Below are 21,574 nucleotides of genomic sequence, written 5' to 3' on the forward strand. Positions count from 1 at the left end.
CCTTTTAATTTGTGAGAATTTACTTCATTCACACGCGCGTCACCCGTTTCAATAAGCTCGCGCCGCTAGGATAGAAACCCTATGGCACGCGAGAACCACACTTCAAAGAAATCCCGGACCACCGTCCCCGTGGTCTCGCGCGCTGCTACCCAGCGAGAGGCTGCAGCCAAAGCCAAGAAAACGCAGAAGGCACGCGGCGAACGCATGGGCCGCATGGACATTGTTGGTCTCAGCGTCATCCTCGTGGTGGTCCTCATCGTGTTGCTGACCATCGCGGTGCCGCTGCGCAATTACTACCACGTGCGCTCTGAAACTGCGCGCCTGCAACATTCCATCGCTGCTAAGCAGGCCCAAAAAGAAGAGCTCCTCAACGAGATCGATAAATACAAGTCGGAGGATTACCTCGAGCAGGAAGCGCGCCGCCGTTTCGGCGTCATCGCGGAGGGCGAGACCGCTTATCGCATCATGGATCGCCGAATGAATCCGGACAGCACGGTCACCACGAACAAGCTTGACGACGTCGATGAGCGTCCGTGGTACGAAATCCTGTGGGGCTCCATCGCAGAAGATGAAGACGTCAGCGCCACGGGCTCGACCAACGCAAACCCGGGCAGCCTGCCGGTAACCCCGGCGTCGCCAAGCGCGGGCCCTGAAAACCCGCCGGCTGCCCAGTAACGCGTACCGTAATTAGCTCGGCTAATAGCCTTTATGAAGGCGCGGTGAATCCTATGCACCGCAAATGCGCTGCGGCATGAGACAATAGCTGCCATGACCGTCAATGATGCAGACCTAGAAATCGTTAAAGAGCAACTCGGCCGCGCGCCCCGCGGCGTGCTCGACATCGCTTACCGCACTCCAGATGGCCAGCCGGCTGTGGTGAAGACGGCGCCGAAGCTACCGGATGGAACTCCATTTCCTACGTTGTACTACCTGACCGACCCACGTCTTACCGCTGAGGCTTCCCGCCTTGAGGTCGCGCACGTGATGAAGTGGATGGAAGCCCGCCTCGCTGAAGATAAAGAGCTGGCAGAAGATTACGAGCGTGCCCATGAGTACTTCTTGGAAAAGCGCAACGCTATTGAAGACCTAGGTACCACTTTCTCAGGTGGTGGTATGCCAGATCGCGTGAAGTGCCTGCACGTGCTGATTGCTTATGCGCTGGCTGAAGGGCCACAGCATTTCCGTCTAGGCACCGAAGCGGTGGCGATGGCTGCGGACCATGGGCGCTTGCGCGGTACCGCAATTCCGGAGGATTGGCCGAGCGTCAACGACCTGGGCATTGATCTGAGCCAATTCGATTTCTCTAACGCTGAATAGTATTTCCAGGTAAGGCTGAGACCAAGAAGGCAGGTATTACATGACTCGCGTCGCTGCGGTGGATTGCGGCACCAACTCGATTCGTTTGCTCATTAGTGAAGTACAAGCTGACGGCAAGATTCGCGATATCGTCCGCACCATGGAAATCGTGCGTCTGGGGCAGGGCGTAGATGCCACGGGCGAGTTTGCACCAGAGGCCCTTGAGCGCACCCGCGTGGCGCTGGAGGGCTACGTAAAGCAGATGAAGTTTGAGAAGGTTCAGCACGTGCGCATGGTGGCAACGTCTGCTACCCGCGATGCGAAGAACCAGGACGAGTTCTTCGAAATGACGGCACAGCTGCTGGGCCAAATCGAATCCGGTGCCAAGGCTGAGGTCATCACCGGTGAAGAAGAAGCTCTGCTGTCCTTCAAGGGGGCAGTGGCGGACCTGCGTTCTGAGCGTGGGCCATACTGCGTTATCGACTTGGGCGGCGGCTCGACGGAATTCGTCGTCGGAACTATCGACGGTGACATTCTCGGCGCGCATTCCGCGCAGATGGGCTGCGTGCGCCTGACAGAGCGCATCATGCGCACAGATCCTCCAACGGATTCTGAGGTCGAAATCGCGGAAGATTACGTGGAAGAGCGCATGCAGGAAGTTGAAAAGATTGTGCCGATTTCCTCGGCCAAGACTTTCGTTGGCTGCGCGGGTACCTTCACCACGCTGTCTGCTTTGGCACAAGGCCTGGAAAGCTATGACCCCGATGCAATCCATGGCTCGGAGCTGCGTTTTGATGCGCTGCGAGTGCTCACACGCCAGCTGATGGGGCAGCCTTCGGCTACCCGTGCGCTCAACCCAGTCATCCACCCAGGCCGCGCTGACGTAATCGGCGGTGGCTCGGTGGCTGTCGAGGGCATCATCAAGATGATTGAGCGCAACAGCGACGCCTCTTCATTCTTTATCAGCGAGAAGGATATCCTCGACGGAATCGTCGCGGGCATCGCCGCTGACCTCTAGCGATTCGCATTGAAGCCACCCCATTGCGCAGCAGTGCTGACGGGGTGGCTTAAAATAGAACCGCACCAAGCCCCCATAGCCCAATCGGCAGAGGCAGTTGACTTAAAATCAATTCAGTCTGGGTTCGAGTCCCAGTGGGGGCACCGTGTGAAGTCTCGAGGCATCATTCCTTTTGGATGGTGGCTTGAGGCTTTTATTTATGCCTTGGTCGTGGGCTTGCGGCAGCTGCAGGCACACGCTCAAGGGCCGCTGACGGCACATACCCAGACGGTAAAACTAGATGGCAAACTCCATTCCTCAGCTGGCAGCGACGTTTACAGCTGTCACAGTTCATAACAAGCGGATTTGCCATCTGGAATCCCAGAAAGAACGCGAAAGGCCCGGCCTTGAAAGGCCGAGCCTAAAGCTAGGGTTCACTCAACCCCGTGACGGTATGGGCGCTACTGCAGTGCGATGAATTTCTTGCCTGCGAGCATGTCCGGGCGAACTGCGAGAACGCCCTGGTCTGCCGTGTCAGCCGGAACAGCGAATACAAGATCGCCGGTAGCGGTGCCACCTTGGTACAGGGGGCTGGTGTTGTCGAAGCGGCTTCCCAAAACAGCCATGGTGTTTAATGCGTTGACGGTGCGGCCATCTGCGGACTCGCCATCCGCATTGTTGGAGACAGTGGTGTCGCCGCCGGTTGCCTCATTGATGCTGGAGCCAATCACTGCGATGAACATGATTACCGCGATGATGCCGAGTGTTGCGGCCTTTGGGAGCCTCGGCAGGCGTCGCCGCGCTTTGCGCTGGGTACGCCATCTGAGGGCTGTTCGGGAATCCAGTGCTTTCTGGACCAGTGGTTGGAGCAGTCATTGCAAGACTCCTTTGGAGAGAGCGGTGAGAAAGAATACCAAGGTCTCAAGTCCTTGAGTGAACCCGAATGAGACCGCGAGAAGCGGTCGCGATTAGTAGCCAAGAACGATTGAAAACTTTGGCGTCACGAAAGAGGAGTAGTGGCCAAAAATATATGGCGCATCATCTACTTTTGAGAAGATTTCGCATAACGCCTGGTTTGAAATTTCGATGTTCAGCCGCGGCATTGCTGGACTCGTTTATAGGCTTTTTGCTGTCTGACTGTCACCACCGGGACAAGTGTGCCGCTATGGAAACGAAATTGCGGTGGGTGAACTAGTTTTCTCGGAAAATGTCATGTAACCGCTATTAGAGTTAGACGAGGCGGTTACGTGACCTTTTATGGGGATAGCTCCGCCGATTCACAAATTATTGGTCCTTTCAAAAGCAAGGAAGAAAATGGAGACCGCTCCTATTACTGAGTGGACTTTCTTTGAAGAAGTCCCAATTCCAAACGATGTTACGGAATTGCTGATTGCGGGTGAACAGCCGCATGCTGCGTATAAGACTTTCCGCGACTCTGCGATTTTTACCTCAAAGCGCCTTATTATCCGCGATGCGCAGGGGTTGACCGGCAAGAAGGTAGAAATCTACTCAATTCCTTACTCCGCTATCAACATGTGGTCCACTGAAAATGCGGGAAGAATTGATTTCAATGCGGAAGTCGAGCTGTGGACGCGAGCGGGGCATCTCAAGATTAAGTTGGGCAAGAAGATTGATGTCCGACGTATCGATAATCTAATTGCGCATTGCGTTCTAAATAGCTCGCATTAAGCGGAGGAGCTCAAATTCCACCGCATCTGGAGAGATACCGCTGGGTACCGACAGCTGATTTTTGAATAGTTCAGCGAAAGGCTTTGCTTCGGGAACTTAATTCGAATCAAAAGCGTTGAACTTAGTGAAATCTTCAAATAATTCTCCAGCCCATCAGTTAGTTGATGCTGTTAGGCTGGGCCCGTTGCCCCCAGCGACTAATCCAGTGAAAGGAATCGGGAACTTAATGCGTTCTAGCAATCCGGTAATGAACACCTTGACTAAGAGTCAGGGTTCGACCTCGCAGTACGGCGGAAACAATCCGTATGCTGCCGACCAAAACGTAAACCCGTTTGATCAGCAGGGCCGTGGCCAGTCTGCCGAGCGTCCGATGACTGTTGACGACGTCGTTACGAAGACGGGCATCACGCTTGCTGTGCTGATCGTCATGGCCGTCGTCAACTTCTTCATCGGTGTTCAGGTGAGCTACGGTCTTTCGCTGATTCTGATCATCGTGGGCGGCATCGGCAGCTTCGTCGTAACCCTAATCGCAGCTTTCAGTAAGAAGTTTGGCTCTGCACCTCTGACCATCTCCTACGCGGTTCTCGACGGACTGTTCGTCGGCGGTTTCTCGCTGCTTTTCGCTGGTGTCAATGTTGCTGGCTCCGATGGCATGGCTCTGATCGGTCAGGCAATCATGGGTACCGTTGGCGTCTTTATCGGCATGCTCGTTGTTTATAAGACCGGCGCGGTTAAGGTCACTCCGAAGTTCAACAAGATTATGTTTGGTCTGATTGCAGGTGTGGCTGTTCTGGCACTGGGCAACTTCCTGACCGCAATCTTCTTCGACTTCAATCCGCTGCGCGATGGTGGCGTTATCTCCATTATCTTCTCCCTGGTCTGCATTGTCTTGGCTGCAATGTCCTTCTTGACGGACTTTGACCATGCAGATCGTCTGATCCGCATGGGTGCACCGAGCAAGACCGCTTGGGGTGTAGCCCTTGGCCTGACCGTGACCTTGGTCTGGCTCTACACCGAGATTCTGCGCCTGCTGTCCTACATCCAGAACCGCTAACGACGTTCTGGATTAAACAGCTTTACTTAGCCCCCAGCCTCCAAGGTGAGTCCTTGACGGCTGGGGGTTCTTTTATGCGCAACTGGAGGCTTAAGTTTGATAACTCACACTTTTGTAATTCGGGTGTAGAAATGGGGGAATCAATAAATGGTTGAGAGTTTATGGTTCTTCCAACTCTTTTACAGCCTTTTCATATGATTTGAGCAGGAAATATTTTCCCATTGTGAGGTTTAGGCAAGGCATCTTTATGCCGTAGAAGACGCCCCGAAGTTGACCCAATTCACATCTTGGCGCGACAGGTCGCGCAGATTCGTGCATCCTATTTGCGGGAGGCAGCCAGCGGCTAGCAGCCATAACAGCGGCCTTCGGCTCGTCATTGAAGTCTGATGAAGGGTAGTCATGAAGCAGCAGGGGATTGTTGTAGCGCTGATTGTCAGCATGGGGGTGCTGACGGCCTGCGCTATTGACCTTGCTCCATGGAGCGCGAAGGAAAACCAGCCAGATTCCGTTCAGGAGGCTGGGGATACCGTCGGCACAAGTATGGAAAAGGCGGCAGAAGACGCCGACAATCCGGGGGATGCTGTGGAGGCTACCGGGGATGGGGGCTTCAAGGATTCCAATGACACGAGCGGTAGCGGTGATGCTGGTGCGGATTCCAGCATCACCGCAGAAGGGGAGGGGAACGGCGTTCTGCCACCATTCGGCAATTTCTATCGCACCGACCCAGATTTTGACCTGTTCGACCCTTGCCTTGAAATTCCTCAGCAAAAACTCGAGGATGTGGGACTAGGGAAAAGAACCGCACGGACACTTAGGTTTACGGACATGACTAGCTGCAGTTTCCGGGGACAGAGCGTGTCCGGCAGTGAAGCCATGATTTCGTTGTCTTCGAGTTCGTCTTCTTACGACGAGGTTGAAGTTCCTCTAGGGCAATCGGAAATCTATCGTGGTCGTGAATTACCCGTTATCGCATTTGAAAACGAGTTCGGTAGTGATCTCTATTGCACCGTCAATGTCAACACGGTCAGGGGGATGGTTAGCGTCAGTTTTGGGGACACCAAATTGCAAGAAGACAATAGGGAAAATTGTAGACAAGCAGAATTAGTGCTTAAGAAACTTATCGATTAGCTCTGAACTAGGGGGACCAGTGCAAATTTCGATTGACGGCTTAATTACGACACAATATCGAATAGATGAACTATCTCGGCAAATGCGGCGGGCTGCGGAATCCGCGAAATCACCTATCGATGGAAGCTTCTCCAGCGTCAATGGGGTAGGTGATGTGGGGGCGATTCATCAGCGAGTAATTGCTACAGATCCTGGCTCAGCCAGTAACTCGCTTCGTAGCTTCAACGAACAAATTCAGTGGTTGGCTAAGACGCTTATGGCTGAAGCTCACGGCTTTGAATCACAAGACGCAGCTAACAGCCGAGGTCTAGACATTGCTGACGCGGGCGGTTCTGTAGCGGGTGAGGCGATGCCGGTGATGAACCAGCCTGATCCAGGTTACAGTCCTTTCGGCTTCGTGATGCCGGTGGTCAACGTTGGGCCTGACTTGTTGGGACTGGCGATGGACTTGTTGAATACCAAGATCTGGAGTGTTTCGGAGACGAACTCGCGGTGGCGGACGTTGTCTACTGAAGTCGCGGCGATTGTGGACGGATTGAATGAGGCGGCTTCTTCGCTGGAATCCGAAAATGATAGTGAAGCAACCGCGCGGGCAGCACAAAAGATCCGAACTGTGGCGGAATCGGGTAATCACTTCATCGCTAATGCTGAGGTGATGAGCCAGAAGCTTTTCGGCTTCCAAGCCAATCTGATGGCTTCCCAGCCGAAGGCGATGGCCTTGGCGATGTCGGCTATGGCGATTCCTGATCCAGCAGCACGAAAGGCAGCCGAGCAGGCAGGCCTGGCCTTCATGCAAAGCGCACTCCAAACGCAAGTGGTCGCCGCGATGCCGTTCCAGCATCCACTGATGACTACGATGCCGCCTTCAGGCGGCGGCGACGTGAGCACCAACTTTGGCGGAGTAAGCGGGAGCGGGCAGCGTTATAGCACCGCCAACGTAGCGTGGCCGAAGCATATCGCTGAAGCGATCTCACGGGGAGAATTGGGGCCGGGTTCTTTTGGAATCGTAAATGGCAAGGTAGAAGGCCTTGAGGGCTTAGGCATGAGCGATGCCGCCATCCAGCAATTCAATAATGACTTGGTCACCAATGGTCGGAATACACTTGCGGAACTAGGCGCGGGAGGCTTCAACCCGATCGCTGCCGGTGATGTCGGCACTAGGGGAGCAAGTGTCAATCTTGCTCCTGTTGCGCCAGGAGGTGCGGGCGCCGGTATGGGCATGGGCCCTGGTGTAGGAGCGGGTGCTCTTGGCGGGGCGCCATCGCTGGCTTCCGGTAGCGGTGCGACCTTAAGCCCAGCGACTATGACCGCAGGTGCGGGAGCTACCGGTGGTCTTGGTTCTGGTGCAGGTACTGGTCCGATGATGGGAGCCCTTGGCGGCGCACCGGCTCTTGCAGGTAATGCTTCAGCGAAGGGGCAAAGCCTTGGTCGTGGACAAGGGCTGGGCCTTGGAGCATCTAACGCCGGCGGCCGTGGAGCGGGACGTCTTGGCGCTGTTGGACCAGGTGGAGCTTTTAGCGCCGGTGGAGTTGGCGGCACGGGAGGCATTGGCGGCGCCGGGCTGGCAGGCTCGGCAGGGTCAACCGCGGCGCCGAGTGCACGCACAGGCGCATTGGGTGCTGGCGGAGTAGGCGGTCCGGGTAATACGGCAGGTACCGCCGCAGCGGGTGTCAATTCGGCCCGGGGTGCGGGCAATACACGCGGTGCGATGGGTGGCCGAATGATGCCGTTGATGGCAGGAGCCGGCCGGGGCGGCGGGCAAGATCGGCGTATCAAGTCGGTGACCAGCAAGGTCGAACGCGATCCCAACCGTCGTGATCTGCTCGGTGAGCCGCCGGCAGCATTGCCGGGTGTCATTGGTGCCTGGGCCCGTGAAGAAAGTTAAGTCGATTGTCGAAGGATGAGTAAAGCGCCCAAGCGGAATGCCTGGACGCTTTACTGCTAGTGATTGTTAGCTGCTGCTTGGTGTGCAGCATCAGCCGCGATGTTTACTGAGCCGGAACTACCTGGGTCTCAACAACTACGTTCGGGTCGCCAGCGGCAGGAGCCTCGGAGCTGGCGGCCTCAGCACCAGTAGCCTCAGCACCGGTTGCTTCTGCGCCGGTAGCCTCAGCCTCAGGAGCCTGGGTAGCGGAAGCCTCGGACTGGGAGCCGGACTCAGCTGGCTTTGGAGCCTTGCCGGTGTAGGTGGAGGCGTTATCGATCTTCTCGCTGGTGGAATCCTGCTGGTTCGGTGGGTGGCAAGCTGCCAGGGACAGGCCTGCAGCGAAAACCAAACCAGCAGTTGCGAAGCGGGAGAACTTCTTCATGGGTGCTCTTTCTCCAGAATGAATTGAAATAAAAGAAAAGAAATTAGGACTCGCGCGGAGTTGCGGCCTTAGCTGAATCATACGGCGCTGCGGATTCCACCGTGACCGAAATGGTCTTGCCATTAGGTGCGGTGTACTCGCGGGTCTCACCCTCCTGAGCACCAATCAGTGCAGCGCCCAGCGGGGACTGCTCAGAGTAGGTCTCCAGGTCCTTGTTATCGGAAGCGGCAGCGCGGGTACCGATAAGGAAGGTTTCCTTATCTTCCTTATCGCCGTTGTAGTAAACGTGAACAACGGAGCCGACGGTTGCAACGCCCTCCTGAACGGCAGTGCGCTCAGTGGTGGAGTTAGCCAGGACCTCAGAGATTTGCTTGATGCGGGCCTCTTCCTGGTCCTGCATCTCGCGGGCTGCGTCGTAGCCTGCGTTCTCCTTCAGGTCACCCTCTTCGCGGCGCTCGTTAATCTCGGCAGCAACGACCGGGCGGTGGTCGATGAGAGCCTGCAGCTCAGCTTCAAGCTTGGCCTTGGTCTCCGGGGTGATGTATTGCTTCTGCTGCTCAGCCATAGTGCAACCTTCCGTAAAGCGGGGGTGAAGAAATGAAAATTATATGGATAAGGTCAGCTCCAAAGCTGCGATTTGCAGCCGCGACCTGTCCTAAGCGCTACAAATCCTAGCACATGCGCTGCGTCTGCCACGGCGTCGACTAGCGCGTAGGGCTCCGCACTTAAGGGGTGAATTCGCAGGCGAATTGCGGGGCGGGCGGCTATCGCCAAGCTACTGAGTAAGAAGAAGACGGTGCCCACCTTGAGCAATATAGATTGATAAAGCTATTTAGTTGCTGGACTGCTCAACGTAGTCAGGGTGCTCCATATCCAAGTAGGAAGGAATATTTCCCGAGCAACCATAAACGCCACCGGCTACTGCGCGGTGGTTAGTGGGGACGTCGACAGCAATGCGCTGGGTTTTCGGGCCGCCGGCCGGGACCGCGAACTCGCGGCGTCCGACCTCTGCCTTGGAGTAATCGAAGGCCTGCACGATGCAGTATGCGTCTTCATCGATGTGGTTGCGGGTGACATCCGCCCACACACGGGTGGAATCGTCGGAAAGAACTTCGTGGGTGACGTAGGAGATGTCCGCGTTGACCTTCTCCTGCTTCTGGAAGTACTGCACGCCATAGATAATCGCGGCAATAAACATGGCGGCGAAGACCAAAACGATGGCTTTATTTGTGATGCTCGAGGTACTATTCGCAGAGCTGTCTGCCGTGGGGCGGGCACCGTAGCGAGCACCTGAACGAGGGGTACCGGCGGAAGTCATGAATCTTAGTCTAACCAACAGTCAAGATTTTCAAACTATCCACTAGGATGGACCTCTGTTCCGAAATTCAGCGCTAGAGGAGATGAACCCTACTATGAGCGACAAGCGCCTACTAGCCATTCACGCGCACCCAGATGACGAATCTTCCAAGGGTGCTGCAACCACTGCGAAATACGCGGCTGAAGGTGCCGAGGTTCTGGTGCTGACCTGTACCGGCGGCGAGCGCGGTGACGTCATCAACCCAGCGATGGATAAGCCGGGTGTGAAAGAAAACATGGGCGAGATTCGCCGCGAAGAGATGGCGAAGGCCGCCGCAGCCTTGGGCGTAGAGCACCGCTGGCTGGGGCATGTCGATTCCGGCCTGCCAGGCGGTGATCCATTCGATCCGGATCTAAAGAATCTGCTGCCGGAAGGTTGCTTCGCACTTATTCCAGATGATGAAGTAGCGCAAGAGTTCGTGAAAACCATTCGTGAGTTCCGTCCCCAGGTCATCGTCACTTATGACGAGATCGGCGGCTATCCGCATCCAGACCACCTGATGGTCCATCGAGCTTCCATCATCGCCTGGGAAAAGGCCGGAGATCCTTCCTACCACCCAGAACTGGGCGAACCTTATACGCCGCAAAAGCTCTATTACTCGCATGGCTTTGTCTACCAGCGCATGAAGCTCTTCCATGATCTTTTGGAAGAAGAGGGAAAGACCAGCCCCTATGGCCCGATGCTGGCACGCTGGGATACGGCCTTTGGGGACATCATGGCGCGCGTTACCACTCAGGTAGAGTGCGCAGACTACTTCCAAAATCGCGAGGATGCCCTGCGCGCGCATGCCACCCAGATTGATCCGGCAGGAGCATTCTTGGCGACGAGCGTCGATGTACAGCAGCGCCTATGGCCCACTGAGGAGTTCGAGCTCGCGCAGACCCGCGTTGCTACTGAGCTGCCGGAGTCGGATTTATTTGCAGGAATTGCCGAAGTAGGGGAGTCTTAGAAGCATGAGCGCATTTGATTCGCTGATTCTTGCAGCAGGTGACGTCCACGCACAAGTTAACTACCTAGCCCAGGGTGCCCAGGAAGGCCCGATGGGGCCTGAGTTTGGCAAGGCCTCGCCAATTGGCCTTCTCATCTTGGCGTTGATGGGTGCAGCCGTCTTGTTTGCGGGGTGGAATTTCCACCGTCGTTACTCGCGCTTTCGTCGTCGCACCATGTTCGCCCAAGACCACGGCATCGACCCTTTCGATGACCAGGCTGTCGACGCCGCGATGAAGGAAGCGGGCATCTTCGACCAGAGCAAGCGCTCCTTCTTGTAGGTCAATTGCGGCCTGTCCCTCGTCTTGGATTGTGTTTTAAGGACTAACCGTGAACTTCCTCAGCCAGTTGCTTTATCCCCTGTATGAGGCTCGCCTCACGCGCGCTATCAAGGGAACCCCGCAGCCCCGGCACGTCGCCATCATGGCGGACGGAAACCGCCGCTGGGCGCGGGAGGCTGGATTCACTGATATCAGCCACGGTCACCGCCAAGGTGCGAAGAAGATCAGCGAGATGATCTCATGGTGCAAAGACACCGATATTGAGGTCGTCACCATTTATCTTTTGTCCACGGAGAACTTGAAGCGCAGCCCCCAAGAGGTGCAGCTTCTCTTCGATATCATCTCGGACGTTGTCACCCATCTTTCCAAGGGCGACTTGGGCTGCCAGATTCGCTTGGTGGGCCATCTGGATCTCCTACCGGCTAAGGTCACCGAGCGCATGCGCCTTGCAGCGCAGGCAACTGAGGGTAATAAGGGCGTCATCGTTAACATCGCCGTCGGCTATGGCGGGCGTCAGGAGATCGTCGACGCCGTGCAAAACCTTATCCGTGACGAGGCCGGGAAAGGCCATAGCGCGGAGGAAATCGCGGGCAATGTTACCGCCGAGGCCATCACGAGCCACCTGTATACCAAGGGCCTTCCGGACCCAGATCTTGTCATCCGTACCTCCGGTGAGCAGCGCCTTTCCGGCTTCTTGCTGTGGCAGGCGGCGTATTCCGAAATCTGGTTCACCGATACCTATTGGCCGGCTTTCCGCCGCGTGGATTTCCTGCGCGCGCTGCGGGATTACTCTCAGCGTTCGCGTCGCTTCGGCAAATAGGGCCTCATCTGCGCGCCAAGAAACCCCGTTTACTAGAGCTTGCGCATGCGTACCTTTTCCACCAAGTGGTGGGAACCCTTGCGCAAAACCAGGGAAGCGCGCGGCTTGGTGGGCAAAATGTTTTCCACCAAGTTGGGCAGGTTGATGGACTGCCAAATCTCGCGAGCCTGCGCGCGGGCCTCCGTATCGTTCATCTCTGCATAGGCAGCAAAGTGCGCGCCCGGCTCACGGAAAGCGGTATGCCGCAGTTGCAGGAAGCGCTCGATGTACCAATGCTCAATGTCATCGACGCGCGCATCGACGTAGACCGAGAAGTCGAAAAGGTCAGAGACCATTAGGGTAGGCCCAGTCTGGAGGACGTTGAGGCCCTCTAGGATAAGGATGTCGGGCCTTTGCACCACCTGATGTTCGTCAGGCAGGATGTCGTAGGAAATATGCGAATAGACCGGCGCTTTGACTTCCGCTTTGCCTGACTTCACGTCGGTGACAAAACGCATGAGCTTGCGTCGGTCGTAGGATTCCGGAAAACCTTTGCGCTGCATCAATCCGCGCTCATGGAGCACCTTTGCCGGATACAAGAATCCGTCAGTGGTCACTAGATCTACTTTTGGGTGGGTCTCCCAGCGCTGCAGAAGCAGCTGTAGAACGCGGGCAGTGGTGGACTTACCCACCGCAACGGAGCCTGCGACACCGATGACGAAGGGCACGTGGTTTGCGCTGTTTCCCAGGAATTCCTCCGTAGCAGCCGTGAGCTCCTGGCGGGCTGCTACCTGCAGATGGATAAGACGCGATAATGGCAAGTAAACGTCAGCGACCTCGTCTAGGTCGATGCGATCACCGATACCACGAAGCGCCTCGACTTCTGCAGCGGTGAGAACCTGGGGCATCGACAAGCGCCTTTGGCGCCAGGTTTCACGGTCGAAATCAAGGTATGGACTGGAATCGGTTGCACGCGCCATGGCCACATTGTCGCACCTTATTTCTTTCTGGGGAAAACCTTGGGGGATGAAATGGTACTTTCGTCCCCCGCGTGGGGGCGTGGCAGTTAATATGTAGGGCAGGTTTGAAACGACCAGTTAAGCAACCGAGAAGGGAATCAACGCTTCCATGACTGCCAATAATTCCGCAGACGTGCGCTATCAGGAGATGCGCGAGCTGGACCCGGACGTATTTAACGCCATTAACGGCGAAATCGCCCGTCAGCGCGAGACTCTCGAGATGATCGCCTCTGAGAACTTTGTTCCGCGTGCCGTTCTGCAGGCACAGGGCTCCGTTCTGACTAACAAGTACGCAGAGGGCTACCCGGGCCGCCGTTACTACGGTGGTTGCGAGCACGTTGATGTCATCGAAGATCTGGCACGTGAGCGTGCCAAGAGCCTCTTCGGTGCTGACTTCGCCAACGTGCAGCCACACTCCGGCGCTCAGGCTAACGCTGCGGTACTGTCCAGCCTCGCCGAGCCGGGCGACAAAATTCTGGGCCTGTCCCTGGCGCACGGCGGTCACCTCACCCACGGCATGAAGCTGAACTTCTCCGGCAAGCTTTACGACGTCGCAGCTTACGAGGTCGACCCAGAGACCATGCGTATCGACATGGATAAGCTGCGTGAGCAGGCTATCAAGGAGCAGCCGAAGGTCATCATCGCCGGTTGGTCCGCGTACCCACGTACTCTCGATTTCGCTGCTTTCCGCTCCATCGCGGACGAGGTCGGCGCAAAGCTGTGGGTCGATATGGCTCACTTTGCAGGTCTGGTTGCTGCTGGTCTGCATCCTTCTCCGGTACCGCACGCTGACGTCGTTTCCACCACGGTTCACAAGACCCTGGGCGGCCCACGCTCCGGCCTCATCCTGGCGAAGCAGGACTACGCTAAGAAGCTCAACTCCAGCGTCTTCCCAGGTCAGCAGGGTGGCCCTCTGATGCACGTCATCGCTGCAAAGGCAATCGCTTTGAAGATCGCAGCTTCGGAGGAGTTCAAGAACCGTCAGGAGCGCACCCTCGAGGGCGCACGCATCCTTGCTGAGCGCCTGACCGCATCCGATGCCAAGGCAGCCGGCGTTGACGTGCTGACCGGCGGCACCGATGTTCACCTGGTTCTGGCAGACCTGCGCAACTCTGAGCTCGATGGCCAGCAGGCTGAGGATCTGCTGCACGAGGTTGGCATCACCGTCAACCGCAACGCTGTGCCGAACGATCCACGCCCACCAATGGTCACCTCCGGCCTGCGTATCGGAACCCCTGCGCTGGCCACCCGTGGCCTCGATGCAGCAGCCTTCGAAGAGGTCGCTGACATCATCGGTACCGCACTCGCACAGGGCAAGAACGCTGATGTTGAGTCCCTGCGCGGTCGCGTTTCCAAGATCGCTGAGCAGTACCCGCTCTACGACGGTCTTGAGGATTGGAAGATGGTCTAAGGCAGCCAAGCGCTACCCCGCGCATCTGCTGCCTATAAAATTCCGGTTATGAACCTGCTGATCGTAGATAACCACGATTCTTTTACCTTCAACCTCGTGGACTACGTTCGGCGGGTAACCGGGTGTGAGCCCACGGTTGTCCCGAATAACATACCGTGGGCTCGCATTGATCTGGCGCTTTACGACGCCGCTATCATCTCGCCCGGGCCTGGTAGCCCAGCCAATCCGGCCGACTTGGGAATTAGTGCCAATGTGCTGCGTGAATTCACCGGCCCAATACTCGGTGTGTGCCTTGGCATGCAAGCTATGGTGTACCTTGCGGGCGGGGAAGTGGGCCTAGCTTCCGCCCCGGCACACGGCATTGTTACCAAAGTAGACCACGATGGCTCTGGGCTCTTCGAAGGCCTTGCCAGCCCACATCGTGTGGTGCGTTACCACTCGCTGGTGGCCCACCGTGTTCCCGAATGCTTCGATGTGACCGCCACCTGCGCCGACACTTTTGGCACGACGCTCACAATGGCCATCGCGCACCGCACAAAACCCCAGTGGGGCGTGCAATTCCACCCGGAGTCACTGCTTACTGATTCCGGCCCGCAGCTCATCGAGAATTTCCTCGGCCTCGCCAGACGCTATTACGCACAGCAGTATTTCTGCGTACGCACTGTGGATAAAGAAGTCTCACTTGAAGGCGCAGCTCGTGCGCTGACCGGAAATGCCTTTTGGCTCGACTTTGGCCGCTTTAGCATTCTTGGCGATGACTCTGGTCACAGGGCCCGGCATCTCAGCTATAACTGCCAGCCGGGCCAAGACTTCTTCGAAGTGGCTAAACGCGAGTATGAACGCCACGTTCTCCCCGCGCGCGTTGGCGCTCCGATTCCTGGTTGCGACTTCGCCCTAGGGTGGGTGGGCTACCTCGGCTATGAAGTCGGCGTCGAAAAGCAGCGCTTCGCCCAGTCCCAAAGGCATAGGTCACCGGGGCCAGACGCAGAGTTTATTTTCTGCGACCGGGCGATAGTGGTGGACCATGAACAGCGCAGAACTCACCTCTTAAGCTTCGCCGACGACAGTAAGTGGCAGCTTAAGCTCGCCACGGATTCGGCACCGCAAGCTCCGTGGCAAAGCCCCGGCCGGCTGGTCCACGGCGAACAAGAATATCTAGAACGTATCGCTGCCGCTCAGGACTATATGGTGCGCGGCGAGTCCTATGAGGTGTGTCTGACCAATCGCATTGAGTTGGAACCTGTGCCAAATCCCTTGGAGACCTTCCTCCCATTGCGCGCGGCTAATCCGGGCAAGCGCACCGGCTTCCTGGGGTTTGCCGGCAACGCGCTGCTATCGACGTCGCCGGAGCAATTCTTAAGCATTGACGCATGGCGAAACGTTTCCTCGACGCCAATTAAAGGAACGAGCCCGCGCGATACGGACCCAGAAATAGATGCGGCGAATGCGCGTAGTCTCCGGGGAGAAAAGACCACATCGGAACTGCTCATGGTGGTGGACATGGTCCGCCACGACATAGCCCGCGCCTGCGACGATGTGCGGGTTCCCCATGGTTTTCAGGTGCACTCTTATTCCACGGTGCATCAACTCATGTGTGAGGTAACCGGGCGCCTGAAGCAGCAGTCTAGCCCCATAGATGCGATTGAGGCCGCGTTTCCCGGCGGTTCCATGACCGGCGCGCCTAAAGAACGCACGATGCAGATAATTGACGAGCTTGAGGACACCTGGCGCGGCGTCTACTCTGGCGCCTTTGGCTACCTTTCGCTGACCGGTACGGCGGATTTTTCCATGGTGATTCGTTCAGTGGTCAGCAACGAACGCGGCGCTTATTACGGTGTGGGCGGGGCAGTGCTGGCTGTAAGCGAGCCTTCCGCGGAGTGGGAAGAAACCATGGTCAAAGCGCGCCCGCTGTTTAATCAATTGGGCATGACTCCAAGCGATCTTCACGCGCGGAAGGAACCACATGCTGAAAGCTCGGAGTCCATAGATGAATCACGTTGATTGCCGCCTGGTGGATTCTTTTCTGGTCCGTGAAGGGCGCGCTATCCGCCCCGACCTCCACCGCACACGTTTCGGCGATGGCTATCCAGTACTCGGCGAAATCCCGCAGGAGGGGCAATGGTTTCCGCGAATTACAGAAAGTGCTGTGGAATGGCGTCTAGCCCCAGCGCTGCGCACCCACTCGACGTTGTGGGTTCCAGAGACTGTGGATCCGCGGGAGCATCCATTGCTTAAAGGCCCGGATTTGCCTAAGCTCGCGGAGCTAAGACAACAGGCTCGCGACCATGGGGCGGATGATGCGGTTTTGTATTCGGCCCGTGGGGTTGTAAATGAGGCCGCGAATGCGGCAATCGTGTTCAAAGATGAGAAGGGTCTCGTGATGGGCCCACATGGTTCTGTTTTGCTCTCGACCACGGTGCGCGCCACCGTCGAGGCAGGGCTTATTGATCAACCGCGCCGAGCGGAACTTTCCGTGGAGGAAGCTCCTCAGCTGCCAGCCTGGTGTGCCAGCGCACTGCATGGTTGGACGCCGGTAACGAAGTGGCTCATCGGTGGTGAAACGCTTGCCGGAGCAGAGCACCCAGCATTGGGCAAACAATGTCAAAGCGCTGCGGAGCTCAACGAACAGTTGTGGCAGTCCGCCGTGCCACTGGCAGAAGACTATTCCTAGATTTTCTCAGCCCTTGGTTCTGAGGTGGCGCTAGGGCCTTAAGATTTAAGACTCGTTAGCAGGAGAGTCTTCATAGGCAGGCTGCCCATTGCCGTCACGGTTTTCGGCATGTGCCTTGCGCGCAGCAGCCAGCCACTCCGGCATTTCTACCAAGAGTTCCTTGATCTCTGGAGTGGTCATCGGGCGGTCAAGTTCGTTCTTCTTTAGAGAAGTAACGGAGATACCGAGCTTCTGTGCCACGACGGGGCGTGGGTGGGGGCCGTTCAGGCGCAGGTCGATCAACCACTGTGGTGGGTTGTCTTGCAGCTCGCGTAGCTCTGCATGGCTGACAGCGGAGTTCTGGAATTCCTCCGGGGTAGCGGGCAAGTAGATGCCGAGCTTTTTCGCTGCGGTTTGCGCACGCATCGCGGTGCCAGAAGGCTGTTTATTCATCTCATTCACTCTCCCTACGGTAGCAGCACGGCGGGGTAGGTGTCACTGCCCATAAAGTGCAGGAACTAGTACTGAGCAAGCAAGACAGTACTATTGGCTGCATGCTGCGACTAGTTTTTGCCACGGGCACCGAACCAGGAAAATGGTTTGAACGATACCGCTCCAACCCGGATTATGGGGAGCTAGTCACTTTAGACGCCGACGATGCTCTTGCAACTTTGCTAGAAGGCGAAGCCGACCTTGCCTTGACCCGAATCCCCGCAGAGGCCGCGGATCCGCGCATTGATGATTCCTTCCATCTAGTGCGTCTGTATGAAGAAGCCCCGGGAATTGCCGTTCCCAAGGATTCTGTTTATGCAGAAGTAGGCGAAGAGATTGAGCCCTCCGATGTTTCTGAGGAGCATCTGAACTACCGCATTGGCGACGACGCCCAGGTCGACGTCGAAGCAGTGCGTACAGGTCTTCAGGTGGTGGGCGCCAACGTCGGTATTGTCATTGCCCCGCGCCCATTGCTGAAGGTGCTCAGCAAAAAGCAAGTAGTGCCTTTGGCGTTCAACGATCCGACAGTGGCGCGCACTGCCATTGCTTTGGTCTGGCGAAAGGACCGCGATGGCGAGGACATCCAAGCATTTGTCGGGGTAGCTAAAGGACGAACCAAAAACTCCTCCCGCGGTACTGCCGTGAAGCTTAGCGCCCGCGAGAAATCTAAGGCTAAGCAAGCGCGCCGGGAAGCCGCGGCCAAGGGCCAAGGTGGCCAGAAAACGACAAGTTCTAGGTCACGGTCCGGTAACAAGCGGGCTGCTCAAGGCCGAAAACCAATCCGTTACCAAAAAGTAAGAAATCCTCTCAGCGGGGAAAACGACGCAAATAACGATATTTTTCGCCTAAATTGTTGAAAACTGGGTGGCTGCTGTGAGTGATCTGTCTATAGCGTTAATTGAGTTGCCGCAAGGCAGAAGAAATTCACATATTTAGAAAAGGATTATTAATCATGAACAAGATTTCCCGTCGTTTCGCCGCTGGCCTGACCGCAGCTTCCCTGTCCCTGGCAGTTGTTGCTTGCTCCGACGCTGAGGATGCAGCAAACAACGCTGGCGATGCCGCAAAGGACGCAGCAAGCCAGGCAACCGACAAGGCCGGTGACGCTGCTAAGGACGCCAAGGATAAGGCCGGCGAGGCTACCGACAAAGCTGGCGACGCTGCCAACGATGCTAAGGACAAGGCCGGCGATACTGCCGCTGATGCTTCCGATAAGATGAGCTCCGATAATTCCAAGGACGGCGCAGCTTCCGGTGAGATGAAGAAGATTAATACCGCAGCTGGCGAGGTTGAGGTTCCGGCCGCTCTGGCTTCCGCAATCGACGAGAAGTCCGCTGAGTGGGGCGACGTTCAGGATGTAGAAAACTCCGAGAATGGTTCCCTGGCTACCTTCGCTGAGGACAAGCTGCTTGCCTTCAACGAAGAGTCTGGCGCACAGCCAATCATTGGCAAGATCGCTGAGACCTGGAAAGGCGAGGGCGGCCTGGCAAACAAGGTTGGCCTGCCTACCGCTCCAGAGCAGGCTGAAGGTAACGGCTGGGTTCAGGAGTTCACCAACGGCACCATCAAGTGGATGAAGGGTGAGTCCGGCCAGTACGAGGCTACCGTTGAGTAAATCTCGCTAATTTAATAAAGCCGGCTAGGTTTCTACCTAGCCGGCTTTTGCGATTGCTGGTGGTCCTCATGGTCGCAGTACCAATTCACGAGCTTTTGGCTGGTATGAACCTTGCGTTTTCGCAATGTTCATCTTTCACCCATGTAATTTCAACCTTTGGCGCTTAGCTTGGGAAGCGATCAAGCAACACGATCTAAAGGGAGAACCCCGCAATCATGACCAATCCTTCTGTTCTGACCGAGCCTATGAGCCCCAGTGCAGTGGCCACCAAGACCTACGTTATTGATACCTCCGTCCTCCTTTCTGACCCCTGGGCCCTGCGCAAGTTCGCAGAGCACGAGGTCATCCTTCCCATCGTCGTAATTTCCGAATTGGAAGGAAAACGTCATCACCCTGAGCTTGGCTGGTTCGCCCGCCAAGCTCTTCGCTTTTTGGAGGACCTGCGTGGTGCATACGACGGTCTGGACCAGGCGGTTCCGGTCAACGTTGAGGGCGGAACCTTACGCGTTGAGCTAAATCATCAGGATCAGTCTTTGCTGCCATCCTCCTTCCGGGGTCCCGAAGGTGACCACCGCATTCTCGCTTGCGCACTCAACCTGGCGCACGAGGGCAAAGACACCGTGCTTGTGACTAAGGATGTCCCACTGCGTGTCAAGGCTGGTGCAGTTGGCTTGCAAGCCGACGAGTACCACGCGCAGGACGTAGTTCTTACCGGCTATACCGGCATGGCTGTGGTTCATACTTCTGCTGAAGTCATCGATGCTCTCTACCGTGATGGGGAAGTCATGGTAGACGGCGTACTGACTGAAGATGGCACTGCTATCGAAGAGCTTCCAGTTCATTGCGGCATCAAGCTGGACGCGGCAGGGCAGTCCGCGCTTGGCCGCATGACGGCAGAGGGCACCATCCAGCTCGTGCGCGGTGACGTCAATGCGTTTGGACTGCAGGGCCGCTCCGCGGAGCAGCGCGTGGCACTTGACCTTTTGTCAGATCCCTCCGTGGGCATCATGTCCCTGGGCGGTCGTGCCGGCACTGGTAAATCTGCGCTGGCGCTGTGCGCGGGCCTTGAAGCAGTCCTGGAGCGCGGTGAGCACCGCCGCATCGTGGTTTTCCGCCCCATGTATGCAGTGGGCGGGCAGACGCTGGGCTACCTTCCAGGTAGCGAGTCCGAGAAGATGAATCCGTGGGCCCAGGCCGTCTTCGATACCCTCGAAGGCCTTGTCTCTGACAACGTCATGGAGGAAGTCCATGACCGCGGCCTCCTTGAGGTTCTGCCGCTGACCCACATCCGTGGTCGTAGCTTGCATGATTCTTTCGTCATCGTCGATGAAGCGCAGTCGCTTGAGCGCAACGTCTTACTCACCGTCCTGTCTCGCTTGGGCAAGGGCTCGCGCGTGGTGTTGACGCACGACGTCGCCCAGCGTGACAATCTGCGCGTGGGCCGCCATGACGGTGTGCAGGCTGTCATTGAAAAGCTCAAAGGGCATGAGCTATTTGCACACGTGACCCTCCAGCGCTCAGAGCGTTCCGCAATCGCCGAGCTTGTCACGGACTTACTCGAAAGCGAGGCTTAAGGTTAAATCGTCTTCCTCGATCGCGGCTAGCTAACTTCTTCCGGTTTATATAGCCGTACAGGTAGTTGTCTTGTAATAATGAATCACATGGTAGAAAACAAACCCGCGAAGAACTTTAAGATTCGACCTTTTGTCACGGCCGACTATCCCCAGATGCGGGCAATTTATGAAGAGGGCCTAAACACAGGTCACGCTACGTATGAAACGCGTTCTTTGACGCTGGAGCAGTTTACCCGTGCAAAGATCATGTCCTCGGTCTTCGTTGCGGTTGAGGAAGATGATGATTCCAAGGTATTGGGCTGGGTTTCTGCAGCGCAGATTTCCTCCCGCTCAGTCTTCCATGGTGTGGTGGAAGATTCCATCTACATCAGCGCGGAGGCTCAAGGCCGTGGCATCGCCGGTGCCCTGCTCGATAAGCTCATCGAAACCTGCAAGGACCTCCACAAATGGGCAATCCACGCGTGGATCTTCCCAGAAAACCAGGGTTCCGCAGGCCTGCATAAGTCTCGCGGCTTCGTCAAGGTCGGTACCTACTCCCACATGGCGAAGATGACCTACGGCGAGATGGCTGGTCAGTGGCGCGACACCGACGTCTACGAGCTACTGCTTCCGAAGCCCGATGAGCGGGAGCGAGGCAACAATAATTAGGACTTTTAGCTAGGCAATAGAGCTAGAAAAACTCGGCGGCGGGGAATGTACCGCGCATTATTGTCCTCATGACCTCGTCAATGTCGCGGCGTTGAGGTTGGCGCAATTGCTGAAGATATAAGAGAACTCCCGGTCTGAAATCGCTTCCTATTTCAGACCGGGAATTTTCTATGCAGACCGTTGCCGCCGGTATCATTGATGATGGAACCCTGAGAGATAGAGCAAAAGGCGGATAAAATGTCAGATGCGAGTTTTTGGTACCGGTGTT

The 21,574-nt window shown here is 56.6% G+C and carries 24 protein-coding genes and 1 tRNA gene; 18 read left to right on the top strand and 7 right to left on the bottom strand.

The window, feature by feature from the left end; genetic code table 11:
- The first annotated feature begins 81 nt into the window (after positions 1-81).
- The 4 genes from HMPREF2888_RS01535 to HMPREF2888_RS01550 all read left to right on the top strand — a co-directional run bounded on the left by HMPREF2888_RS01535 (position 82) and on the right by HMPREF2888_RS01550 (position 2,457).
- Positions 82-675: a septum formation initiator family protein gene (locus HMPREF2888_RS01535; protein ID WP_070496865.1), complete on the top strand. Its 594-nt coding sequence runs from the start codon at positions 82-84 to the stop codon at positions 673-675.
- 93 nt (positions 676-768) lie between these two features.
- Positions 769-1,317: a DUF501 domain-containing protein gene (locus HMPREF2888_RS01540; protein ID WP_062035532.1), complete on the top strand. Its 549-nt coding sequence runs from the start codon at positions 769-771 to the stop codon at positions 1,315-1,317.
- 40 nt (positions 1,318-1,357) lie between these two features.
- The gene (locus HMPREF2888_RS01545; RefSeq protein ID WP_070518088.1) at positions 1,358-2,314 is read left to right on the top strand and encodes a Ppx/GppA phosphatase family protein; all 957 of its coding nucleotides are present in this window, start codon (positions 1,358-1,360) and stop codon (positions 2,312-2,314) included.
- A gap of 69 nt (positions 2,315-2,383) precedes the next feature.
- Positions 2,384-2,457 (top strand) — tRNA-Leu (locus tag HMPREF2888_RS01550).
- A 297-nt stretch (positions 2,458-2,754) separates the two neighbouring features.
- Here HMPREF2888_RS01550 and HMPREF2888_RS01555 read toward each other — a convergent pair.
- Positions 2,755-3,036: a hypothetical protein gene (locus HMPREF2888_RS01555; protein ID WP_070518089.1), complete on the bottom strand. Its 282-nt coding sequence runs from the start codon at positions 3,034-3,036 to the stop codon at positions 2,755-2,757.
- Positions 3,037-3,607: 571 nt separating this feature from the next.
- Between HMPREF2888_RS01555 and HMPREF2888_RS01560 the strand changes: the two genes are divergently transcribed.
- From HMPREF2888_RS01560 to HMPREF2888_RS01575, 4 genes are all read left to right on the top strand, one after another.
- Positions 3,608-3,982 (top strand): PH domain-containing protein, encoded by a 375-nt coding sequence (locus HMPREF2888_RS01560; protein ID WP_061921563.1) that lies wholly within the window; start codon positions 3,608-3,610, stop codon positions 3,980-3,982.
- Between the two features lie 226 nt (positions 3,983-4,208).
- Positions 4,209-5,036, top strand: coding sequence for a Bax inhibitor-1/YccA family protein (locus HMPREF2888_RS01565; protein ID WP_070518090.1), 828 nt, complete (start codon positions 4,209-4,211; stop codon positions 5,034-5,036).
- Between the two features lie 399 nt (positions 5,037-5,435).
- Complete coding sequence (locus HMPREF2888_RS01570; protein ID WP_070518091.1) at positions 5,436-6,164, top strand: DUF3558 family protein; 729 nt, start codon at positions 5,436-5,438, stop codon at positions 6,162-6,164.
- 241 nt (positions 6,165-6,405) lie between these two features.
- On the top strand, positions 6,406-8,049 hold the full coding sequence (locus HMPREF2888_RS01575; RefSeq protein ID WP_246815017.1) for a hypothetical protein: 1,644 nt from the start codon (positions 6,406-6,408) through the stop codon (positions 8,047-8,049).
- 103 nt (positions 8,050-8,152) lie between these two features.
- On the opposite strand, the gene HMPREF2888_RS01580 is transcribed toward HMPREF2888_RS01575, so the two are convergent.
- The 3 genes from HMPREF2888_RS01580 to HMPREF2888_RS01590 form a co-directional block, all read right to left on the bottom strand.
- Positions 8,153-8,473: a hypothetical protein gene (locus HMPREF2888_RS01580; protein ID WP_061921577.1), complete on the bottom strand. Its 321-nt coding sequence runs from the start codon at positions 8,471-8,473 to the stop codon at positions 8,153-8,155.
- 43 nt (positions 8,474-8,516) lie between these two features.
- Positions 8,517-9,038 (bottom strand): transcription elongation factor GreA, encoded by a 522-nt coding sequence (greA, locus tag HMPREF2888_RS01585; protein ID WP_061921580.1) that lies wholly within the window; start codon positions 9,036-9,038, stop codon positions 8,517-8,519.
- A gap of 267 nt (positions 9,039-9,305) precedes the next feature.
- A complete protein-coding gene (locus HMPREF2888_RS01590; protein ID WP_061921584.1) occupies positions 9,306-9,791 on the bottom strand; it encodes a DUF4307 domain-containing protein in 486 nt (161 codons plus the stop codon).
- Positions 9,792-9,885: 94 nt separating this feature from the next.
- Here HMPREF2888_RS01590 and mca point away from each other — a divergent pair, with 94 nt between their 5' ends.
- From mca to HMPREF2888_RS01605, 3 genes are read left to right on the top strand one after another with little or no spacing between them, the layout of a single operon-like run.
- Positions 9,886-10,779, top strand: a complete 894-nt coding sequence (gene mca / locus HMPREF2888_RS01595; RefSeq protein WP_062041415.1) for a mycothiol conjugate amidase Mca — start codon at positions 9,886-9,888, stop codon at positions 10,777-10,779.
- A gap of 4 nt (positions 10,780-10,783) precedes the next feature.
- Complete coding sequence (locus tag HMPREF2888_RS01600; RefSeq protein WP_061921590.1) at positions 10,784-11,098, top strand: hypothetical protein; 315 nt, start codon at positions 10,784-10,786, stop codon at positions 11,096-11,098.
- Between the two features lie 49 nt (positions 11,099-11,147).
- Positions 11,148-11,918 carry an isoprenyl transferase gene (locus tag HMPREF2888_RS01605; RefSeq protein ID WP_070518092.1) on the top strand — a complete coding sequence of 257 codons (771 nt, stop codon included), beginning with the start codon at positions 11,148-11,150 and terminating at the stop codon, positions 11,916-11,918.
- Positions 11,919-11,950: 32 nt separating this feature from the next.
- Here the strand turns inward: HMPREF2888_RS01605 and coaA are convergent, their stop codons facing one another.
- The gene (gene coaA, locus HMPREF2888_RS01610; protein ID WP_070518093.1) at positions 11,951-12,877 is read right to left on the bottom strand and encodes a type I pantothenate kinase; all 927 of its coding nucleotides are present in this window, start codon (positions 12,875-12,877) and stop codon (positions 11,951-11,953) included.
- A 148-nt stretch (positions 12,878-13,025) separates the two neighbouring features.
- On the opposite strand from coaA, the gene glyA reads away from it, so the two are divergent.
- Genes glyA through HMPREF2888_RS01625 form a run of 3 tightly spaced genes read left to right on the top strand, consistent with a single transcriptional unit; the run spans position 13,026 to position 16,998 of the window.
- Positions 13,026-14,327, top strand: a complete 1,302-nt coding sequence (gene glyA, locus HMPREF2888_RS01615; protein WP_061921596.1) for a serine hydroxymethyltransferase — start codon at positions 13,026-13,028, stop codon at positions 14,325-14,327.
- A 48-nt stretch (positions 14,328-14,375) separates the two neighbouring features.
- Entirely contained in the window at positions 14,376-16,328 is a 1,953-nt protein-coding gene (locus HMPREF2888_RS01620) for a chorismate-binding protein (protein ID WP_070518094.1), read from the top strand.
- Complete coding sequence (locus HMPREF2888_RS01625) at positions 16,315-16,998, top strand: aminotransferase class IV (protein ID WP_070518095.1); 684 nt, start codon at positions 16,315-16,317, stop codon at positions 16,996-16,998. The genes HMPREF2888_RS01620 and HMPREF2888_RS01625 overlap by 14 nt, the downstream gene beginning before the upstream one ends.
- A gap of 45 nt (positions 16,999-17,043) precedes the next feature.
- On the opposite strand, the gene HMPREF2888_RS01630 is transcribed toward HMPREF2888_RS01625, so the two are convergent.
- Positions 17,044-17,430 (bottom strand): DUF5997 family protein, encoded by a 387-nt coding sequence (locus HMPREF2888_RS01630; RefSeq protein ID WP_179294296.1) that lies wholly within the window; start codon positions 17,428-17,430, stop codon positions 17,044-17,046.
- 101 nt (positions 17,431-17,531) lie between these two features.
- Here HMPREF2888_RS01630 and HMPREF2888_RS01635 point away from each other — a divergent pair, with 101 nt between their 5' ends.
- The 4 genes from HMPREF2888_RS01635 to HMPREF2888_RS01650 all read left to right on the top strand — a co-directional run bounded on the left by HMPREF2888_RS01635 (position 17,532) and on the right by HMPREF2888_RS01650 (position 21,306).
- The gene (locus HMPREF2888_RS01635; protein ID WP_246815018.1) at positions 17,532-18,326 is read left to right on the top strand and encodes a LysR family transcriptional regulator substrate-binding protein; all 795 of its coding nucleotides are present in this window, start codon (positions 17,532-17,534) and stop codon (positions 18,324-18,326) included.
- 95 nt (positions 18,327-18,421) lie between these two features.
- On the top strand, positions 18,422-19,084 hold the full coding sequence (locus HMPREF2888_RS01640; protein WP_070518097.1) for an LGFP repeat-containing protein: 663 nt from the start codon (positions 18,422-18,424) through the stop codon (positions 19,082-19,084).
- 215 nt (positions 19,085-19,299) lie between these two features.
- Complete coding sequence (locus HMPREF2888_RS01645) at positions 19,300-20,658, top strand: PhoH family protein (protein ID WP_070518098.1); 1,359 nt, start codon at positions 19,300-19,302, stop codon at positions 20,656-20,658.
- An 87-nt stretch (positions 20,659-20,745) separates the two neighbouring features.
- Positions 20,746-21,306 (top strand): GNAT family N-acetyltransferase, encoded by a 561-nt coding sequence (locus tag HMPREF2888_RS01650; RefSeq protein ID WP_179294297.1) that lies wholly within the window; start codon positions 20,746-20,748, stop codon positions 21,304-21,306.
- A gap of 22 nt (positions 21,307-21,328) precedes the next feature.
- On the opposite strand, the gene HMPREF2888_RS12940 is transcribed toward HMPREF2888_RS01650, so the two are convergent.
- Positions 21,329-21,574 (bottom strand): hypothetical protein (locus tag HMPREF2888_RS12940; RefSeq protein ID WP_210386795.1); only part of this gene is annotated, 246 nt, incomplete at its 5' end.

Origin of the sequence: Corynebacterium sp. HMSC077D03 (assembly GCF_001808545.1) — a bacterium.
GTDB classification, from domain to species: domain Bacteria; phylum Actinomycetota; class Actinomycetes; order Mycobacteriales; family Mycobacteriaceae; genus Corynebacterium; species Corynebacterium simulans.

Bases quoted from the DNA above. Each gene is read 5' to 3' on its own strand.
- HMPREF2888_RS01570 (WP_070518091.1), top strand. From the start codon at position 5,436: ATGAAGCAGCAGGGGATTGTTGTAGCGCTGATTGTCAGCATGGGGGTG.
- HMPREF2888_RS01535 (WP_070496865.1), top strand. From the start codon at position 82: ATGGCACGCGAGAACCACACTTCAAAGAAATCCCGGACCACCGTCCCC.
- mca (WP_062041415.1), top strand. From the start codon at position 9,886: ATGAGCGACAAGCGCCTACTAGCCATTCACGCGCACCCAGATGACGAA.
- glyA (WP_061921596.1), top strand. From the start codon at position 13,026: ATGACTGCCAATAATTCCGCAGACGTGCGCTATCAGGAGATGCGCGAG.
- HMPREF2888_RS01580 (WP_061921577.1), bottom strand. From the start codon at position 8,473: ATGAAGAAGTTCTCCCGCTTCGCAACTGCTGGTTTGGTTTTCGCTGCA.
- HMPREF2888_RS01620 (WP_070518094.1), top strand. From the start codon at position 14,376: ATGAACCTGCTGATCGTAGATAACCACGATTCTTTTACCTTCAACCTC.
- HMPREF2888_RS01640 (WP_070518097.1), top strand. From the start codon at position 18,422: ATGAACAAGATTTCCCGTCGTTTCGCCGCTGGCCTGACCGCAGCTTCC.
- HMPREF2888_RS01630 (WP_179294296.1), bottom strand. From the start codon at position 17,430: ATGAATAAACAGCCTTCTGGCACCGCGATGCGTGCGCAAACCGCAGCG.
- HMPREF2888_RS01560 (WP_061921563.1), top strand. From the start codon at position 3,608: ATGGAGACCGCTCCTATTACTGAGTGGACTTTCTTTGAAGAAGTCCCA.
- HMPREF2888_RS01600 (WP_061921590.1), top strand. From the start codon at position 10,784: ATGAGCGCATTTGATTCGCTGATTCTTGCAGCAGGTGACGTCCACGCA.
- coaA (WP_070518093.1), bottom strand. From the start codon at position 12,877: ATGGCGCGTGCAACCGATTCCAGTCCATACCTTGATTTCGACCGTGAA.
- HMPREF2888_RS01635 (WP_246815018.1), top strand. From the start codon at position 17,532: ATGCTGCGACTAGTTTTTGCCACGGGCACCGAACCAGGAAAATGGTTT.
- HMPREF2888_RS01565 (WP_070518090.1), top strand. From the start codon at position 4,209: ATGCGTTCTAGCAATCCGGTAATGAACACCTTGACTAAGAGTCAGGGT.
- HMPREF2888_RS01590 (WP_061921584.1), bottom strand. From the start codon at position 9,791: ATGACTTCCGCCGGTACCCCTCGTTCAGGTGCTCGCTACGGTGCCCGC.
- HMPREF2888_RS01540 (WP_062035532.1), top strand. From the start codon at position 769: ATGACCGTCAATGATGCAGACCTAGAAATCGTTAAAGAGCAACTCGGC.
- HMPREF2888_RS01650 (WP_179294297.1), top strand. From the start codon at position 20,746: ATGGTAGAAAACAAACCCGCGAAGAACTTTAAGATTCGACCTTTTGTC.
- HMPREF2888_RS01555 (WP_070518089.1), bottom strand. From the start codon at position 3,036: ATGTTCATCGCAGTGATTGGCTCCAGCATCAATGAGGCAACCGGCGGC.
- HMPREF2888_RS01625 (WP_070518095.1), top strand. From the start codon at position 16,315: ATGAATCACGTTGATTGCCGCCTGGTGGATTCTTTTCTGGTCCGTGAA.
- HMPREF2888_RS01645 (WP_070518098.1), top strand. From the start codon at position 19,300: ATGACCAATCCTTCTGTTCTGACCGAGCCTATGAGCCCCAGTGCAGTG.
- HMPREF2888_RS01545 (WP_070518088.1), top strand. From the start codon at position 1,358: ATGACTCGCGTCGCTGCGGTGGATTGCGGCACCAACTCGATTCGTTTG.
- greA (WP_061921580.1), bottom strand. From the start codon at position 9,038: ATGGCTGAGCAGCAGAAGCAATACATCACCCCGGAGACCAAGGCCAAG.